Genomic DNA, 16,360 nt, shown 5'->3' on the forward strand with positions numbered 1-16,360 from the left:
CTCATTAACGCTGACTTATCGGCGTTACTGGGCGTAACTGTTCACCGACATAATCGGCACTTGGACGAATTATGCGGTTGTTAGCACGCTGCTCCATCACGTGTGCCGCCCAACCTGTCAGCCGTGAGCAGACAAAAATGGGCGTAAACAGTTTGGTGGGAATGCCCATGTAGTGGTAGGCGCTGGCGTGGAAGAAATCCGCGTTACAGAACAGCTTTTTCTCTTGCCACATCAGCGCTTCACATGTGACAGACACCCGATATAAGCGGTCATCACCGATTTCGTTCGCCAGTTTTTCTGACCATGATTTGATGATGGCATTACGTGGATCGGACTCGCGATAGATGGCGTGACCGAAGCCCATGATTTTCTCTTTGCGCTCAAGTTTACCCAGCAGCACTTCGCGGGCGTGCTCTTCATTGCGCATATCTTGGATAAGTGCCATGGCGGCTTCATTGGCGCCGCCATGCAGCGGGCCGCGCAGCGAGCCGATAGCGCCAGTGATGCAGGAAAACATGTCCGACAGCGTGGAGGCACAGACGCGGGCAGTAAAAGTGGAGGCGTTAAATTCGTGCTCGGCGTAGAGGATCAGCGAGACGCTCATCACTTTGGCATGCAGCGGTGAGGGCGCTTTTCCATGCAGTAAATGCAGAAAATGCGCGCCAATTTCATCATCGTCGGTTTCGGTATTGATACGCACCCCGTCGTGGCTAAAGCGATACCAATAGCAGATGATTGACGGAAAGGCGGCTAGCAAACGGTCGGCGACATGCAGTTGCTCACCAAAATGATGTTCTGGCTCTAAGTTGCCTAGCATAGAGCAACCAGTACGCATCACATCCATTGGGTGGGCAGTGGCTGGAATACGTTCCAGTACCTCTTTTAATGCTTGCGGTAGGCCACGCATTTTTTTTAGTTGGTGTTGATAGTCCGCCAACTGGGCCGCTGTGGGCAATGCACCGTGAAGAATGAGATAGGCGACCTCTTCAAAGCCGGTATTCTCGGCCAGATCTTTGACATCGTAACCGCGATAAGTCAGGCCTGAACCTGATTTTCCTACCGTGCTGAGTGCGGTTTCTCCGGCGCTTTGACCGCGCAAACCTGCGCCGCCCAGTTTTTTGTCAGTCATGACTGCTTCCCTCGTTCCGTTAACGCTTTATCGTATGGCGACCTCAGTCGCTATCGGTTATGGCAACGATATACTCATCCCATATGAGTGCATCGCTGTACGGCATTGGGTCAAGCCACCACCTGGACGCGTTCGCCCGGATTGACCAGCTATGTGTTACTTAAATAGTTGATCTAATTTGTCTTCGTAGTTGTGATAACCCAGAAAGTCGTAAAGCTCTTCTCGGGTCTGCATCGTGTCGATCACATTGCGTTGATGGCCATCTTGCAGCAGCGCTTGCATCACTTTCAGCGCCGCTTGGTTGGCCGCGCGGAAGGTACTGAGCGGATAGAGAATCATCTCGACACCCACCTCAGCTAACTGTGCTTTGCCGAATAGTTCTGTTTTACCAAACTCGGTCATGTTGGCGAGAATTGGCGCTTTCACTACCTCTTTAAAGTGGCGATATTGCTCAAGCTCAGTCAGTGCTTCGGCAAAAATCATATCGGCACCCGCTTCGATATATCTGGCGGCACGTTCAATGCCTGCTTCCAACCCTTCCACGGCTACCGCATCGGTACGCGCCATAATCACAAAGTTATCGTCTTGGCGGGCATCCACCGCAGCTTTGATACGGTCCACCATCTCATCGGTGCTCACCACGGCTTTATTGGGGCGATGTCCGCAGCGCTTTTGTGATACTTGGTCTTCCATGTGCACCGCAGCAACGCCTGCTTTTTCAAACTCTTTGATGGTACGGGCAATGTTAAACGCGCCGCCCCAGCCAGTATCGATATCCACTAACAGCGGTAAATCTACGGCAGAGGTAATACGGCAGGCATCAATCAGCACGTCGTTCATTGACGTCATGCCAAGATCGGGTAAACCGTAGGAGGCATTGGCTACCCCAGCGCCTGACAGATACAGCGCTTGCACGCCAGCCTGTTGCGCCATCAAGGCGAAATACGCATTAGTGGTGCCGACAATTTGCAGCGGTGAATTGGCATCTAGCGCTTGGCGAAAGCGTAATCCAGCACTCTTTTTCATAGTGTTGCTCCTTGAGTTAGCTCAGGAAACGGCGCTAGCTTCTTGCGCGGTTAACTGTCGCAGTCGCTGTTCGGTGTTTTGGCGACCTTGTTCAATATGACGGCGCATCAACAAGCCTGCGAGTTCTGCATCACGCGCAGCAATGGCTTCCACAATGCGTCGATGTTCGGCAATCGCGCGGACTGGCCGCGAGCTGCTAGTGCACTGATAACGGTACATGCGCAGCAGGTGGTACAAGCCGCCAATCAGCGTTTCTTGCAGATGGCGGTTACCGCTGGCTTGAATAATTTGATAGTGAAAGTCAACATCACCTTCCTGCTGAAAATAGCTATCTCCGCGCGCGAGATCTGCTTCTTGCTGTTCAAGCAGCGCCCATAATTGGCTTAGCTGTTGCTCGTCAATCCGTTGTGCGGCAAGTTCGCAGGCCATGCTTTCTAAAGTGCTGCGCAGCTCGTACAGGTCGTTAAGTTCTTCAATGGTGAGCGTTGCTACTCGAGCGCCGACATGGGGAATGCGTACGACTAAGCGTTGGCGTTCTAGCTGTTGCAGCGCTTCCCGCGTTGGGCCACGGCTGATACCGTATTTTTCCGCAAGGGCTTGTTCATTAATCTTACTGCCGGGGCGGAGTTCGCCTTTGATGATGCTCTCTTGGATCTGCACCAAAATCTGCTCAACCAGCGTCTGGTTTTTATCTGTTGTGGCAGACTCAGCAGTGATTTTTTGCGGTTGCATACGGCTTACTCAATGAGAGATTGTTGACAATGTTGTTCACAATATGAACGGTTTGGCTTGTTGTCAACAATCTATATGGCTAGACGTAAGTCTAAAAGTAGCTAAAGTTATCAATTATAATATTGATAAATAGTGATATTTTATATTTTGGCTCATGCTTTTGTCTAATAAGCTGAATTAGTGATGAAGCAATCTTTTGTCAACAATGTGGCGAGGCGATGGAGTGTCATTGCATGGCAAGGTAAAGTAAGCCGCTATTAGCGATACCCATAAAGGATAGTTCACAATGCAAGCAAAAGTGTTGGTGAGTGCCTGTTTGCTAGGCGAATTGGTGCGTTACGATGGCGGCCACAATTTGCAGCAACATCCGTTGTTGGCGCAGTTACGTGAGCAACAGCGGTTGGTGCCATTTTGCCCCGAGTGTGCAGGTGGCTTGCAGACGCCACGGCCACCGGCGGAGCAGCAAGGTGAGCGTGTGCTTACCATTAACGGGGATGATGTCACTGCTGCTTTTCAGTCGGGGGCAGAGTTAGCCCTACAGACGGCGAAGGCTCAAAGTGTGGTTATGGCCATTTTGAAAGCGCGCAGCCCATCATGCGGGGTTGCGCAGATCTACGATGGCAGTTTTAGTAAAACCTTGATTGACGGTGAGGGGGTGACCGCCGCCCGTTTACAGGCGGCGGGCATCGTGACATTTTCTGAGTTGCAGTTGTTACAGGCGAGCCAGTGGCTGGCTGTTTATGACGCGAGTTGTGAGTTGTAACTGCTGTCTTTCGGTTTGCCGCTTTGGTCTGGCTGCTCAGTTAATAACGCATCAATTTGGTCATCTTTTTGTTCCCACACACCGTTTAACCAACGTTGGAACTCTACGCGATATTCTGGCTCGCTAAAGTAGCGTTCAGCATCGACTTGTGGTACCGGCATCGGCTCCACTCGCACAATGATTTTATGCACTCTACCGTGCATCACGCTGCTAAGAATATCCGCGGGGGCGTCAGGGTAAACCACTGTGACATTCAACAACGCATCAAATTGCTCACCCATGGCTGATAGGGTAAAGGCAATACCGCCAGCCTTAGGTTTGAGCAGGTGTTTGTACGGCGATTTTTGGCGGTGACGTTTCTCTTCGGTAAAGCGGCTACCTTCGACATAGTTGATGATCGATGTCGGCAAATCTTTAAACTTCTCGCACGAGCGGCGAGTTGTCGCTAAGTCTTTACCTTTCAATTTGGGATTCTTTTTTAGCTTTTCTGGGCTAGTGCGGTTCATAAATGGCATATCTAACGCCCAGCAACCTAGTCCCATCAGCGGAATATACAGCAGTTCTTTTTTCAAAAAGAACTTTAGCATTGGAATATGGTTACGTAACACATAGGTGTGTGCCGCAATATCAAAGCCACTGAGATGGTTGCTGATCACCAAGTACCAGCCATTTCTGTGCAGCGATTCTAGACCTTGTACATCCCATTCGACTTTGGCTATCAAGTGCAGAATGCCACCATTCCAGGTAGCCCACGCCCACATGAACCTGTTCATGACACGGGTCATGTTGATGCGGATCGCTTTGATCGGCAATAGCAATTTCACTAAGCCGCCTAGACACACCAGCAAGCTCCACAACAAAGTGTTTAACACCAGCAATACCGAACTAATAAAAAACAGTAGCGGGCTCGGCAGAAAATTGAGCATTAAACGTCCTCCTTAGAAGCTTTGGATTGCAGCTGTTCAAACACTTCATCTTTGTGCTGCCAAATCTGGTTCAGCTTTTCTTGAAACTGCTGTTTGAATTCACGGTCATTCATATAATCGCCACGCATTTCGGCCCCGATCTCGCTCAATTCCACAGCCACGTAAACATGCTTCACTTTGCCGCTGATATATTCCCAGAAGGTCGGGATTTTGCTGGGGTAGTGAATAGTGACGTTCAAAAGTTGCTGAATCTGGTCACCCATTGCTGATAGCGCAAACGCCATGCCGCCAGCTCGTGGACGTAGCAAGTGTTTATAAGGTGAGTTCTGCTTGGTGTGTTTTTCAGGCAGAAAACGAGTGCCTTCGACAAAGTTCATCACGCTGACCGGATTGTGCTTAAACTTGGCGCATGCTTTACGGGTGATCTCGATGTCTTTGCCCTTTAATTTAGGGTTTTTCTTCAGTTGTGCGGTGGTATAACGGCGCATGAATGGAAAATCGAGCGCCCACCACGCCAGCCCCAATACAGGCACATAGATGAGTTGCTGCTTTAAGAAGAACTTCAAAAATGGTACGCGGCCATTGAGTAGGCGTTGCAGCATCAGAATATCCACCCAGCTTTGGTGGTTAGCAATCACCATGTACCACTCTTTGGTTGAGAGTTCTGGCATCGCCTCAATGTGCAGCTGCACCGGATGGAATATCTGTTCAATGAGCCCATTGGTGCTGATCCAGCCAGTGGCACAGGCATCAAGAAAACGGCTACAAACCCGTTGCAATGGCTTGAGCGGAATCAGCTTAACTAAACTCCCCAGTAAAATTGGGATTGCCCAAAATAGGGTGTTGATGACGTAGCAGATAAACGCCAATGAACCACGGATGAGTGCCAACTGATAAGCTCCAAAAATACGAGGGGGAATAATTAAGAGGGCTTATGTTACCTGCTGTTGCCATTTGGCTCAATCGCCGAGCCGTGCTTGGGAAGGTGCGAATAAGTCCTATGCGTGCTCTGCGTGGGGATACAGCTTTCAGATGCAAGGCACAGTTTGCCGCGAATGGTGAACCCTTTGCAAAAACTGCAATCTGGTAGATGACGCTGTATGCCTCGCCCTGCGGGGATTTGTAAGCTAACGCATTTCTTCGTTAGCCAACTTTTCCATGCTCCAGCATGTCCGTGGTTAGCTGCCTGGAACTGCTATGGCTTACCAATCCAGAACTTGTTCACACCTTCCTTTGTTCGACCTGTGAAGTTGCCGTAGATACGGCACAAACAAAAATTCCCCGGCGAGCCGAGGAGTTTCAAACCAAGCGATGGCCGCTTAGAAGTGGTATTTCACAATCAGTGAATAGGTGTTTTGGTTTACGCCATCCACGCCATATTTATTTTTCCAGTAATCATACTCGATACCTACCATCAGACGGTTTTTCTGTGATTGGCCAAAGATTACCGAACCCAGATCGTACTTGATCTGCGGGTTGATATGGATGTTGTTGGAGTAGTCGTTTTCGTCAGAGGCAAATACCCAGTCGATATAACCATCAATGACTAGGTTGCTGCTACCTACTGGAATATCAACACGATATACCGGGGTAAACTGCCAGCCGCTGCTGTTGTTGTCATTGGCATCACGACGGTAAGTGTTCAGCTGCAAGTAGGTGAAGTAAGGCACTTGCACATCTAAACCTACACCGTACAGAAAGGTTTCTACTGGGCCTTCGCCATGTTCCATGGTGAACGCTAATGACACGTCAGATATCGCGCCTGCCCCCACTTTAGTACCGAGAATTTTACTGGCACTAAAACGTGGCGAGATTTCACCGTAGTTAGTGTGCGAATCACCCACACCACCGTTGAAGTTGATAAAGTCATGGAATACAAACCAATCACCGTATTTCCATGCACCAGCTGATTCCACTGTAACAGTAGTTTGTTCATCGGAATTCGCTAGCTTGTAATCATCGCCATAAAGTACGGTGACGCTGGTGTCAGTCCACTGAACCCAATCTTCACTATATGCCTGAGGGGCGGCAGCGAGTAGCGCCAGACATAAACAGGTTTTCTTCATCGTTTTTCCCTTGGTAGAGTCGGAAGCAAAATGTCGTTTTACCGGCTATTGCGACGTCCGCTAAATTCAGTCTGCGACTAAGTCTGGTGGGCGAATTCTATTTGTTGTCACCGAGTAAAAATCCCGAGCACTATAGGGAAAAACGCCCTCAGACTCAAAGATTTTTTGCTTATTAGCATTAAATTGAATATTTATCGTTAACGCTATGAAAAATAATATTTTTTATAGATGATAAGTTAAGTTTTAGACCCAAGCTTATGCCGTAATCCATAAAAAAATTAAATATTTGTGATCAGATTTAAAATTCGTCAACGGCTTAACAGGTCACCATCAGCCCCTATGAACGATAATTTTAAGTAAATTTTGACATAATATGTCGCTAGGCGGTAAAACTGTTGTTATAGTGCTGCTGTGGAGGCAGTTACAGGGGGAGAATGAATGTCTTCAAATTCACTGTTTTGGTGGGGGATCGCTGGCGTGCTATTAATGCTGGCCGAGTTGATCATCCCAGGCGGTATCGTCGTGTTTCTCGGCGCGGCGTGTTTAGTTGTTGCTGCAGCACTGTGGCTGGGGCTTATCAGTGGCATAGCCCAAGCCTTTACGTTGTGGTTTATTGCTTCCATCGTGTTACTGCTGGCTTTTCGGCAAGTAACCCAAAGATTGGTGGGGGGCGATTCCCATGTAGACAACACCGATGAAGAACTCGATATTTACAACAAAATTGCCGTTGTTAAACAAACCATTGGGCCGGGCGAACAACTTGGGCGCGTGAGCTTTCAGGGCGCAGATTGGCCCGCTTTGGGCGACGGAAGTCAAATTGCTGCTGGCAGCCAAGTTCGCGTGGTATGCCGTGACAATATAGCGCTAGTGGTGGAGCCGCTAGTCAACATCGAATGATAATTGCAGGGAGATTGCAATGTTAACCATTACCATCCTATTTTTGTTGGTGCTGTTCATTCTGTACAAGCTTATGTTGATTGTACCGATGCGTGAAGTACATGTGATTGAACGATTAGGAAAATTTCGCACTGTATTAGCACCAGGATTTCATTTTCTTATTCCGTTCTTTGATCGTGTGGCATATAAACACGACACCCGCGAGCAGGTGCTCGACGTACCCCCACAAAGCTGTATCTCAAAAGATAATATCCAACTGGAAGTCGATGGCTTGGTCTATCTGCGGGTGATGGACGGCAAGCTTGCTAGTTACGGTATCGAAGATTATCGCTTGGCCGCCATCAATTTGGCGCAAACCACCATGCGCTCAGAAATCGGTAAGCTGAGTCTTAGCCAAACTTTTTCAGAACGTGACAACCTCAATGAATCGATTGTGCGCGAAATAGATGAAGCTTCAAACCCTTGGGGCATCAAGATGTTGCGCTACGAAATCAGAAACATTACCCCGTCGCGCCATGTGATCCACACGCTTGAGAAACAGATGGAAGCGGAACGCCGTAAGCGGGCGGAAATCACCCTCGCGAGCGCTGAGAAAGAAGCTACCATCAATATGTCGCAAGGCGAGCGTCAAGAAGCGATCAACATTTCTGAGGGTAAAAAGCAGCAGCGCATCAACGAAGCTAAAGGTACCGCACAAGAGATTGCCATCGTAGCAAATGCGCAAGCTGAAGCTATGAGTATGGTAGCCAAAGCCATTGCGGTTAACGGCGGTAATGAGGCGATGAATATGCAGTTAAAAGAGCAATTTATTGATCAACTCGGCGCTATCATGAAAAAGTCAGAAGTGGCTGTCGTACCAACGGAACTCGCCAAGCTGGAAGGTTTTTTTGAGGGGATGCAGCAAGTGGCTGGTAGTGTGAATGCGGCTAAAGGAGTAAAAGCATGAACAACGTCGATACCGATTTAATCGTACTTGGCATTTGGGGCGTTATCTTTTTGGTGTTCATTGTGAACCTGTTTCGCTCTATTCGCTTAGTGCCCACCAAATCAGCTTATATTGTCGAACGCCTAGGTAAATACCACGCTACTTTGGATGCCGGTTTTCACGCACTGATCCCGTTTGTGGACAAAGTCGCCTACATTCACGATTTGAAAGAGGAAACCATCGACGTACCGCCGCAAGAGTGTTTCTCCAGTGATGAGGTGAATGTTGAAGTGGATGGGGTGATCTACATGTCAGTGGTTGACCCAATTAAAGCCAGCTATGGCGTAACCAACTACCGTTATGCCGCGATTCAATTAGCGCAAACGACCACCCGCTCAGTGATCGGTACCTTAGAACTGGACCGCACTTTTGAGGAGCGCGATTTGATTAGCGCCAAGGTGGTTGAAGTCTTAGATCAAGCCGGTGCAAGCTGGGGGATTCGGGTGCACCGCTACGAGATCAAAAACATCGCTCCACCGGAAACCGTGAAAAATGCCATGGAGATGCAGGTGAATGCGGAACGTGAACGCCGTGCGTTATTGGCAAAAAGTGAAGGCGACAAGCAAAGCCGCATCAATCGCTCTGAAGGGGTGAAGCAGGAGATGATTAACGTCTCCGAGGGGGAAATGCAGCGCCGTGTTAATGAAGCGGAAGGTCGCGCCGAAGAGATCCTATCAATCGCTAGAGCCACAGCCGATTCGATTGAGAAACTGGCAGCCGTCATTAGTGCGCCGGGCGGCGAAAATGCGCTGCGGATGCAACTGGGTGAGCAATATCTGGCAACGCTGGGTGAGCTAGGAAAAGCGGGCAACCGCGTCATTGTGCCCGCGAATATTATCGACTTTGAACAGTGGATGACCACCGTTGGGTTAGAGGAAAAACCACAATAACGTGCTAAGCTGTCCCGCGCTAACATAGGTTGCTAGTTTTAGGTCGGCACTAGTCGCTGACCTTTGCATTGGCACTTGATTAGATGAAATTCCTAAAACAAAAAAGCCGCTAATGAGCGGCTTTTTATGGGGTTAACCAACAGATTACTTAGAACGCTTCATAGCGCTAAAGAACTCATCGTTAGTTTTGCTCATCGCCAATTTGTCGATCAGGAATTCCATCGCGCTAACTTCATCCATTGGGTTGAGGATTTTACGCAGGATCCACATTTTCTGCAGTTCATCAGCAGAAGTGAGTTTCTCTTCACGACGTGTACCTGAGCGGTTGAAGTCAATCGCTGGGAAGATACGTTTTTCAGCCGCTTTACGAGACAGGTGTAACTCTTGGTTACCAGTACCTTTAAACTCTTCGTAAATCACTTCGTCCATTTTCGAACCCGTGTCGATCAACGCAGTGGCGATAATGGTCAAGCTACCACCGTTTTCGATGTTACGTGCAGCACCAAAGAAACGCTTCGGACGATGCAGTGCGTTAGCATCTACACCACCGGTCAGTACTTTACCTGATGAAGGTACGACGGTGTTGTAAGCACGCGCTAGACGAGTGATAGAATCGAGCAAAATCACCACGTCTTTTTTATGTTCAACTAAACGTTTGGCCTTTTCGATCACCATTTCCGCAACTTGAACGTGGCGGCTTGCTGGTTCGTCGAAGGTTGAGGCGATAACTTCACCATTCACCAGACGTTGCATTTCGGTCACTTCTTCAGGACGTTCGTCAATCAGCAACACCATCAAGGTCACTTCAGGGTTGTTGTAGCTGATAGATTGCGCAATGTTTTGCAGCAGCATGGTTTTACCCGCTTTTGGCGGAGCAACAATCAAACCACGTTGACCTTTACCGATAGGTGAACACAAATCCAGAATACGAGCAGTGATATCTTCGGTCGAACCGTTACCACGTTCCATTCGCAGACGTTCTTCTGCATGTAGCGGGGTTAAGTTCTCAAACAGGATTTTTGTGCGGGAGTTTTCAGGTTTGTCGAAGTTGACTTCAGCGACTTTCAGCAGTGCGAAATAGCGTTCGCCTTCTTTTGGCGGGCGGATTTTACCAAAAATGGTGTCACCCGTGCGCATGTTGAATCGGCGAATTTGGCTCGGCGACACATAAATGTCATCGGGGCCTGCAAGATAAGAACCATCGGCACTACGTAAAAATCCGAATCCGTCTTGCAAAATCTCCAGCACACCACCGCCAAAAATGTCTTCACCACTTTTAGAGTGGGCTTTCAGAATGGCGAAAATAATATCTTGCTTACGGGCACGCGCCATGTTCTCGATGTTCATGGCTTCGGCCAGCGCGACTAAGTCAGCAATAGACTTGTTTTTTAATTCACTTAAGTTCATTTCTGGTGGGTCTTGTTTTAGCGAAAAAGCTACGCGGTCAACCACTCAATTATTGACTCGAAGAAGGATGATTGAACTGCGAAGAAGTGGGTTTAGATAGAATCTGGTTAATACGTTAGCACTGAAAGATGGGATCGTCCAGAGATTTAGACCGTCCAACACGCTTTTTAGATAAGAGCGTGTTGGACGTCACTCAAAACTTAGCCTAATGGCTTAGATTTGAGCGTCAATAAACTCTCTTAATTGAGTTTTAGACAGCGCGCCAACTTTCGTTGCAGCCAGCTCACCGTTTTTGAACAACAACAAAGTTGGGATGCTGCGCACACCATACTTCACTGTAGTTGTGTTATTTTGGTCAACGTTAAGTTTGGCGATAGTCAGTTTACCTTCGTATTCACCAGCTAAGTCATCGAGGATTGGCGCCACCATTTTACATGGTCCGCACCATTCGGCCCAGAAGTCTACCAATACTGGTGTGTCAGATTTCAGCACGTCGTTACCAAAGCTGTCATCGCTTACGTAGATAATTTTGTCACTCATGATGTTCTCCAAATGGGTGCCTTTACTGGTATGTAATCGGCTTAACCTTTATATTGGGCCACAAAACAGCGTTTCAAGTCGCCATTTTCCCTTGTGGCTATTTCAAACTATCGTATATCTTATTGCAACCCTAACTGCTATGCTTCTCCGCTATGAGCGAAACACATTTATCCCAACAAAAATTTGCCGACTTGCCGTTGCAGCCTCAAGTGCTCGCCGCGTTGCAAGAAACTGGCTACGAACACTGTACACCCATTCAAGCGTTATCTTTGCCTGTGCTGTTGCAAGGTAAGGACATTGCCGGACAAGCACAAACGGGTACTGGTAAAACATTAGCGTTCTTGGTAGCAACGTTTAACCACTTGTTGACGACCGCTAGTCCAGAAGGGCGCCAGTTAAATCAACCGCGTGCAATCATTATGGCACCTACCCGTGAATTGGCGATTCAAATTGCCAAAGACGGGAGCTTGTTAGCCAAACATACTGGGTTAAAACTCGGTATCGTTTATGGTGGTGAGGCGTACGAAACCCAACGTAAAGTCTTAGATCAAGGCGTTGATATTCTGGTGGGTACCACCGGCCGTATCATCGACTATGTACGTCAAGGCGTTATCAACTTAAACTCGATTCAAGCTGTGGTGCTGGATGAAGCCGATCGTATGTTCGATCTCGGCTTTATTAAAGATATCCGCTTCCTGTTCCGTCGTATGCCGGATGCTGCTGATCGTTTGAATATGCTGTTCTCTGCCACGTTATCGATGAAAGTGCAGGAACTGGCTTATGATCACATGAATGATCCCGTCAAAGTCGAAATTGCACCGGAAGAGAAGACTTCACGCAACATCAAAGAAGAGTTGTTCTATCCGTCGATGAAAGACAAGGTGTTGTTGCTGCTCAGTCTGATTGAAGAAGACTGGCCAGATAAAGCGATTGTTTTTGCCAATACCAAGCATCAGTGTGAAAACCTCTGGAGCTGGTTGGAAGGTGATGGTCACCGTGTCGGTCTGCTGACGGGTGATGTCCCACAGAAAAAACGCCTGAAAATTCTCGACCAATTTACCAAAGGTGAGTTGGATATTCTGGTGGCTACCGATGTGGCCGCCCGTGGCTTGCACATTGCTGACGTGACTCATGTGTACAACTTTGACCTGCCAGATGATTGCGAAGATTACGTGCACCGTATCGGTCGTACTGGCCGCGCGGGTCACAAAGGTATTTCTGTCAGCTTTGCTTGTGAAGAATACGCGCTGAACTTACCCGCGATTGAAAGCTACATTCAGCACTCAATCCCTGTGAGCTCTTATGACAGCGATGCGTTGCTTAGCGATGTTCCTGCGCCTGTTAAGATCCAGCGTCGCCGTCCCGTAAACAGTTCCGGTGCGAAGCGTGAACGCAGTAATACTGGCCGTCCACGCCGCAGCAGTAGTGACCGCAGCCGCAGGAAATAAGTCATCTTGAAGTCGTACGCAGCTATCACGCTTGGTTCTAATAGTTTCAATATGCTGGTTGCGCACACTGTCGGAAATCAGCCGCAAATTATTGCTAAATACAAGCGTAAGGTGCGGCTGGCAGAGGGCATAGCGGCTGATGGTACGCTGACAGAAGAGGCGATGTTACGCGGGCTCGATTGTTTGCAAATGTTCGCCGCCATGTTGCAGCAACACAAAGTGGGCAAAGATGCCGTGGCGGTGATTGCTACCGCCACACTGCGTTCTATCAACAACGCCGATGAATTTAATCGTCGTGCGCTCCCCATATTAGGCCACCCGATTGAAGTGATATGCGGCATGCGTGAAGCCGAGTTGATCTATCAAGGCATGGTGGCGACGACGCACAGTGAAGGGCGCCGTCTAGTGATCGATATCGGTGGCGCCAGCACTGAGTTTATTATCGGTGATGGTGAACAACTGCTATTTAAAACTAGCTTACCCTTTGGTTCGGTGACATTTAATCGCCAATTTTTTAGTGAAGCGCCGCTACAGCCATTAGATTTTGATGACGCTGCGGCCGCAGTTGCTAGCTGTCTAGCCGAATATCGACAACAGTTATTGACGCTTGGTTGGCACACGGTGGTTGGGGCATCTGGTGCGGTGCAATCGGTGGTGGAAGTGTTGCAACATCGCGGCGTATCGGAAACTATCACTTATCCTGTGCTGGAAGCGCTCAAACAAGAGATCCTCAGTCAAACCTCTCTATCACTTACGCACATCGTGGGTTTATCACCTGAGCGTGCGCCAACCTTTGCCGCTGGCGTAGCTATCTTGCTGGCGCTCTTTCAACAACTGCAAATTAGTCAACTCAGCCTGTCAGGCGGGGCCTTGCGAGAAGGCGTCTTGTTAATGTTACAGCAGCGGTTAACGTGATATGCAGCCGAAATAATAAAGGCTCCCGTGGGAGCCTTTAACGTGGTTAGCGAGTGGCTATTTAAGGATGTTAGCCAAATCTTTTTCTAACGACTCAGTTGGACGTTCCACAATACGGCCAATCTCCTTACCGTCTTGGATCACCATAAAGGTTGGAATGCGTTTGAAATCGTATTTCGCGGCTAGGCCGTCAGGATCTTGTTTTTGACGATCAACGCCGATGAACGTCACCTTAATATTTGGGTTGTTCACCGCTTCCATGATGCGAATAAAGCGCGGTGTTTCACGGTGACAATCGGGGCACCAAGTACCGATAATTACAACAATTTCAGTAGGTTTAGTAACAGCTTTAATTGGCGAAATTGCCGTGGTATCAACTTGATACTCTTCATAGCCGCTCATAAATGGTGGCAGCTCTGTCACGAGTTTATGACCATTAACCACACCCGTTAATATCACTTCTTGTTTCTCCTGCTTACAGGTGGACATGAAGCCCCCCTGATTTTCTTCAAAACTGCATCCTGGATCTGCAACGCTGTGACCAGCAAAAAAGATAGCAGTAGTCGCCAGAAATGCTTTTATATGGTTATGCATTCTACGTCCTTAACAACTGTGACTCTAGTCTTGCTTGATTGAAGCACTGTTGATTAAGGTTGAGAAGTGCGCAACGTTACGGCTGTTACAGGGATCACTAAAGTTTTTTAAAAGGCAGTTGTAGGCCGCAATGCGACATTAAGCGTTTGGCGCCAAGACCCCAAGTGTGGGCTCGGCGTCCTGTTCTGGTTGATAGAGGCAGACCTGATTGCGTCCTTGCTTTTTAGCACGATAGAGCGCTTTATCCGCTTCACTCAATACCAAGGTTATGTGATCATCTGAGTGAATAATATTGGAGCTAACACCAATGCTCACTGTGAGTGGTACTTTTTGGGTATTCCAATGCACATTGAGATTTGACACCGCGATGCGTAACGTTTCTGCCAGTGCTAATGCGCCTTCGGTATCAGTATTCGGCAGAATGACAGCAAACTCCTCACCACCAAAGCGACAGACGATATCGCCCGGACGCTTCAAATTGGTGCGCAACGTTTCTCCGATAGCCTTCAAGGTGGCATCCCCCGCGAGGTGGCCAAAGGTGTCGTTAATGGTTTTGAAATGATCGATATCCAACATTAGTAAGGCGAGTGGTGTTTGCTGCCGACGGCTAATGCGTCCTTCCGCCTGTAAACGTTTTTCAAAGCTAGCGCGGTTGCGCACGCCAGTCAGGCTATCGATTTGCGTTTGTTCAGTAAGCTTATGGTTGACGTCATTCAGTTCACGCAAGGCAAACTCCAGCTCTAAGGTGCGCTCTTGTACCATACGTTCTAGCCGTGCGTTGCTTTCGGCTTCGTTTTGCAGTGCTTCCTCTTTGGCTTCTCTAATACGTTCAGCTTGTAATAATGCCTGCTGTTGAATATCGGCCTTGGCTTTGCGTTCCTCGTTATAACGGATAGCCAAGACGGCTGCTTTCAAGATGATCTCTACTGTTAGGCCGATCAGGATCGGTGTATTTGGGTTAACGGGCAGTACAATCAGACCGAAATATTGGCTACACGTCAATAGTGAACCAATAATGACCCCTAATGATGAAAAGGCATAAAGTTGGGCTAGCTTATTACCCGCGACCGCCTGCATGATGGTCATCACTGCCAATGCTAAACATCCCGTTATTACCAGTACCATGCCCAAAAACAGCCCAGCATACTGGCTCACCACTAACGTTATAGCGGCGCAGACTATTGATACTGCCGCCATCGCGCGGCAAATACGTAGCATAGGTATGCTGTGATATTTGAGCAGTAAAGTCTTCTCGGTAAACAGGGCACAAAATGCGACGATTAAAGGAATGGTTAATGGCAATACAATCTGCTGCAGAGTCGGAAATTTTGGCCAAAGGTACTGAAAGGCAGTGCCATTCATACAACCAACCAACAAAGCCATTAGCAACACATAGACTGAGTAATAGCCATAAGTAAACGAGCGGGTCACTAATGCCATAAATAACGAAAATAATCCGATGGCACATAAGATCCCCAGCTGGAACCCTTTAATTAGCTCCCGAGGTTGGTGGCGCTGCATTAATGCACTGGGCGACCACAAGTGCACCGGTAGATAATTACTGCCTTCCGAACTTAAATGAAGCCAAAACTCATGTTGTTCTCCCTCATTCATCTCAAATGGCAGGAGGAAATTAGCATGTGCTTGTGGACGTTGTGAGAAGGGTAAGGTGTCACCAAGGACTTTCTGTTCAACTAATACACCATTGATGCTGTGATAAATAGTCAGTCGGTCAATGTTGGGATTAGCTATTTCTATAATGCGGTCACGTTGGCCCACACCTGCTTGTGATAATTTTACGTAAAACCACCAGCCTTTCAGCCCCATTTTGAGTGGTGTCCCATCATTGGCGGGGTGCCACTGGTCTGCAGATAATTGTAGAATTTGTTCGAAACTGACATGAGCTGGTTGTTCGGTGACTAAAGCGTAAGGAACAAGTGCCATATCAAGCGCTTTACTGTTACTGACCTCAATTGCGGCAGCAGAACTGCACATGAGCAGCAATAACAATCCAGCTAAACCTTTCAGCCAATATCCCATGC

The 16,360-nt window shown here is 48.3% G+C and carries 16 protein-coding genes; 6 read left to right on the forward strand and 10 right to left on the reverse strand.

What is annotated here, in order from left to right:
- Positions 1–4: 4 nt before the first annotated feature.
- The 3 genes from prpC to ACN0TT_RS17295 form a co-directional block, all read right to left on the reverse strand.
- Entirely contained in the window at positions 5–1,129 is a 1,125-nt protein-coding gene (prpC, locus tag ACN0TT_RS17285) for a bifunctional 2-methylcitrate synthase/citrate synthase (RefSeq protein ID WP_417763391.1), read from the reverse strand.
- A 156-nt stretch (positions 1,130–1,285) separates the two neighbouring features.
- A complete protein-coding gene (prpB, locus tag ACN0TT_RS17290; protein ID WP_417763392.1) occupies positions 1,286–2,155 on the reverse strand; it encodes a methylisocitrate lyase in 870 nt (289 codons plus the stop codon).
- Between the two features lie 21 nt (positions 2,156–2,176).
- Complete coding sequence (locus ACN0TT_RS17295; protein WP_417763393.1) at positions 2,177–2,887, reverse strand: GntR family transcriptional regulator; 711 nt, start codon at positions 2,885–2,887, stop codon at positions 2,177–2,179.
- Between the two features lie 286 nt (positions 2,888–3,173).
- Here ACN0TT_RS17295 and ACN0TT_RS17300 point away from each other — a divergent pair, with 286 nt between their 5' ends.
- On the forward strand, positions 3,174–3,650 hold the full coding sequence (locus tag ACN0TT_RS17300; protein WP_417763394.1) for a DUF523 domain-containing protein: 477 nt from the start codon (positions 3,174–3,176) through the stop codon (positions 3,648–3,650).
- Here ACN0TT_RS17300 and ACN0TT_RS17305 read toward each other — a convergent pair.
- The 3 genes from ACN0TT_RS17305 to ACN0TT_RS17315 all read right to left on the reverse strand — a co-directional run bounded on the left by ACN0TT_RS17305 (position 3,626) and on the right by ACN0TT_RS17315 (position 6,642).
- Positions 3,626–4,576 (reverse strand): acyltransferase, encoded by a 951-nt coding sequence (locus ACN0TT_RS17305; RefSeq protein ID WP_417763395.1) that lies wholly within the window; start codon positions 4,574–4,576, stop codon positions 3,626–3,628. The genes ACN0TT_RS17300 and ACN0TT_RS17305 overlap by 25 nt on opposite strands.
- A complete protein-coding gene (locus ACN0TT_RS17310) occupies positions 4,576–5,466 on the reverse strand; it encodes an acyltransferase (RefSeq protein ID WP_417763396.1) in 891 nt (296 codons plus the stop codon). The genes ACN0TT_RS17305 and ACN0TT_RS17310 overlap by 1 nt, the downstream gene beginning before the upstream one ends.
- 429 nt (positions 5,467–5,895) lie before the next feature.
- Positions 5,896–6,642 (reverse strand): outer membrane protein OmpK, encoded by a 747-nt coding sequence (locus ACN0TT_RS17315; protein WP_417763397.1) that lies wholly within the window; start codon positions 6,640–6,642, stop codon positions 5,896–5,898.
- A gap of 438 nt (positions 6,643–7,080) precedes the next feature.
- Between ACN0TT_RS17315 and ACN0TT_RS17320 the strand changes: the two genes are divergently transcribed.
- From ACN0TT_RS17320 to ACN0TT_RS17330, 3 genes are read left to right on the forward strand one after another with little or no spacing between them, the layout of a single operon-like run.
- Positions 7,081–7,539 (forward strand): NfeD family protein, encoded by a 459-nt coding sequence (locus tag ACN0TT_RS17320; protein WP_417763398.1) that lies wholly within the window; start codon positions 7,081–7,083, stop codon positions 7,537–7,539.
- Positions 7,540–7,558: 19 nt separating this feature from the next.
- Positions 7,559–8,485 carry an SPFH domain-containing protein gene (locus tag ACN0TT_RS17325; RefSeq protein ID WP_417763399.1) on the forward strand — a complete coding sequence of 309 codons (927 nt, stop codon included), beginning with the start codon at positions 7,559–7,561 and terminating at the stop codon, positions 8,483–8,485.
- Entirely contained in the window at positions 8,482–9,414 is a 933-nt protein-coding gene (locus tag ACN0TT_RS17330) for an SPFH domain-containing protein (RefSeq protein ID WP_417763400.1), read from the forward strand. Before ACN0TT_RS17325 ends, ACN0TT_RS17330 begins: the two co-directional genes overlap by 4 nt.
- Before the next feature lie 144 nt (positions 9,415–9,558).
- Here the strand turns inward: ACN0TT_RS17330 and rho are convergent, their stop codons facing one another.
- Together rho and trxA are read right to left on the reverse strand one after the other, a co-directional pair.
- Positions 9,559–10,821, reverse strand: coding sequence for a transcription termination factor Rho (gene rho / locus ACN0TT_RS17335; RefSeq protein ID WP_417763401.1), 1,263 nt, complete (start codon positions 10,819–10,821; stop codon positions 9,559–9,561).
- Between the two features lie 213 nt (positions 10,822–11,034).
- Positions 11,035–11,361 (reverse strand): thioredoxin TrxA, encoded by a 327-nt coding sequence (gene trxA, locus ACN0TT_RS17340; protein ID WP_238897094.1) that lies wholly within the window; start codon positions 11,359–11,361, stop codon positions 11,035–11,037.
- 152 nt (positions 11,362–11,513) lie between these two features.
- On the opposite strand from trxA, the gene rhlB reads away from it, so the two are divergent.
- Entirely contained in the window at positions 11,514–12,809 is a 1,296-nt protein-coding gene (gene rhlB / locus ACN0TT_RS17345) for an ATP-dependent RNA helicase RhlB (protein ID WP_417763402.1), read from the forward strand.
- 51 nt (positions 12,810–12,860) lie between these two features.
- Positions 12,861–13,724: an exopolyphosphatase gene (locus ACN0TT_RS17350; protein WP_417763420.1), complete on the forward strand. Its 864-nt coding sequence runs from the start codon at positions 12,861–12,863 to the stop codon at positions 13,722–13,724.
- 57 nt (positions 13,725–13,781) lie between these two features.
- Here the strand turns inward: ACN0TT_RS17350 and ACN0TT_RS17355 are convergent, their stop codons facing one another.
- Entirely contained in the window at positions 13,782–14,318 is a 537-nt protein-coding gene (locus ACN0TT_RS17355; RefSeq protein ID WP_417763403.1) for a TlpA family protein disulfide reductase, read from the reverse strand.
- A 138-nt stretch (positions 14,319–14,456) separates the two neighbouring features.
- Positions 14,457–16,358, reverse strand: a complete 1,902-nt coding sequence (locus tag ACN0TT_RS17360; RefSeq protein ID WP_417763404.1) for a diguanylate cyclase — start codon at positions 16,356–16,358, stop codon at positions 14,457–14,459.
- Positions 16,359–16,360 lie beyond the last annotated feature (2 nt).

The organism is Shewanella sp. (genome assembly GCF_048265805.1).
GTDB lineage: Bacteria > Pseudomonadota > Gammaproteobacteria > Enterobacterales > Shewanellaceae > Shewanella.

What these genes read in the sequence shown, in the direction of transcription:
- prpC (WP_417763391.1), bottom strand. Translation starts at nt 1,129, where the DNA reads ATGACTGACAAAAAACTGGGCGGCGCAGGTTTGCGCGGTCAAAGCGCC.
- ACN0TT_RS17315 (WP_417763397.1), bottom strand. Translation starts at nt 6,642, where the DNA reads ATGAAGAAAACCTGTTTATGTCTGGCGCTACTCGCTGCCGCCCCTCAG.
- ACN0TT_RS17320 (WP_417763398.1), top strand. Translation starts at nt 7,081, where the DNA reads ATGTCTTCAAATTCACTGTTTTGGTGGGGGATCGCTGGCGTGCTATTA.
- trxA (WP_238897094.1), bottom strand. Translation starts at nt 11,361, where the DNA reads ATGAGTGACAAAATTATCTACGTAAGCGATGACAGCTTTGGTAACGAC.
- ACN0TT_RS17305 (WP_417763395.1), bottom strand. Translation starts at nt 4,576, where the DNA reads ATGCTCAATTTTCTGCCGAGCCCGCTACTGTTTTTTATTAGTTCGGTA.
- ACN0TT_RS17360 (WP_417763404.1), bottom strand. Translation starts at nt 16,358, where the DNA reads ATGGGATATTGGCTGAAAGGTTTAGCTGGATTGTTATTGCTGCTCATG.
- ACN0TT_RS17330 (WP_417763400.1), top strand. Translation starts at nt 8,482, where the DNA reads ATGAACAACGTCGATACCGATTTAATCGTACTTGGCATTTGGGGCGTT.
- ACN0TT_RS17300 (WP_417763394.1), top strand. Translation starts at nt 3,174, where the DNA reads ATGCAAGCAAAAGTGTTGGTGAGTGCCTGTTTGCTAGGCGAATTGGTG.
- ACN0TT_RS17350 (WP_417763420.1), top strand. Translation starts at nt 12,861, where the DNA reads ATGCTGGTTGCGCACACTGTCGGAAATCAGCCGCAAATTATTGCTAAA.
- rho (WP_417763401.1), bottom strand. Translation starts at nt 10,821, where the DNA reads ATGAACTTAAGTGAATTAAAAAACAAGTCTATTGCTGACTTAGTCGCG.
- ACN0TT_RS17325 (WP_417763399.1), top strand. Translation starts at nt 7,559, where the DNA reads ATGTTAACCATTACCATCCTATTTTTGTTGGTGCTGTTCATTCTGTAC.
- prpB (WP_417763392.1), bottom strand. Translation starts at nt 2,155, where the DNA reads ATGAAAAAGAGTGCTGGATTACGCTTTCGCCAAGCGCTAGATGCCAAT.
- ACN0TT_RS17295 (WP_417763393.1), bottom strand. Translation starts at nt 2,887, where the DNA reads ATGCAACCGCAAAAAATCACTGCTGAGTCTGCCACAACAGATAAAAAC.
- ACN0TT_RS17355 (WP_417763403.1), bottom strand. Translation starts at nt 14,318, where the DNA reads ATGCATAACCATATAAAAGCATTTCTGGCGACTACTGCTATCTTTTTT.
- rhlB (WP_417763402.1), top strand. Translation starts at nt 11,514, where the DNA reads ATGAGCGAAACACATTTATCCCAACAAAAATTTGCCGACTTGCCGTTG.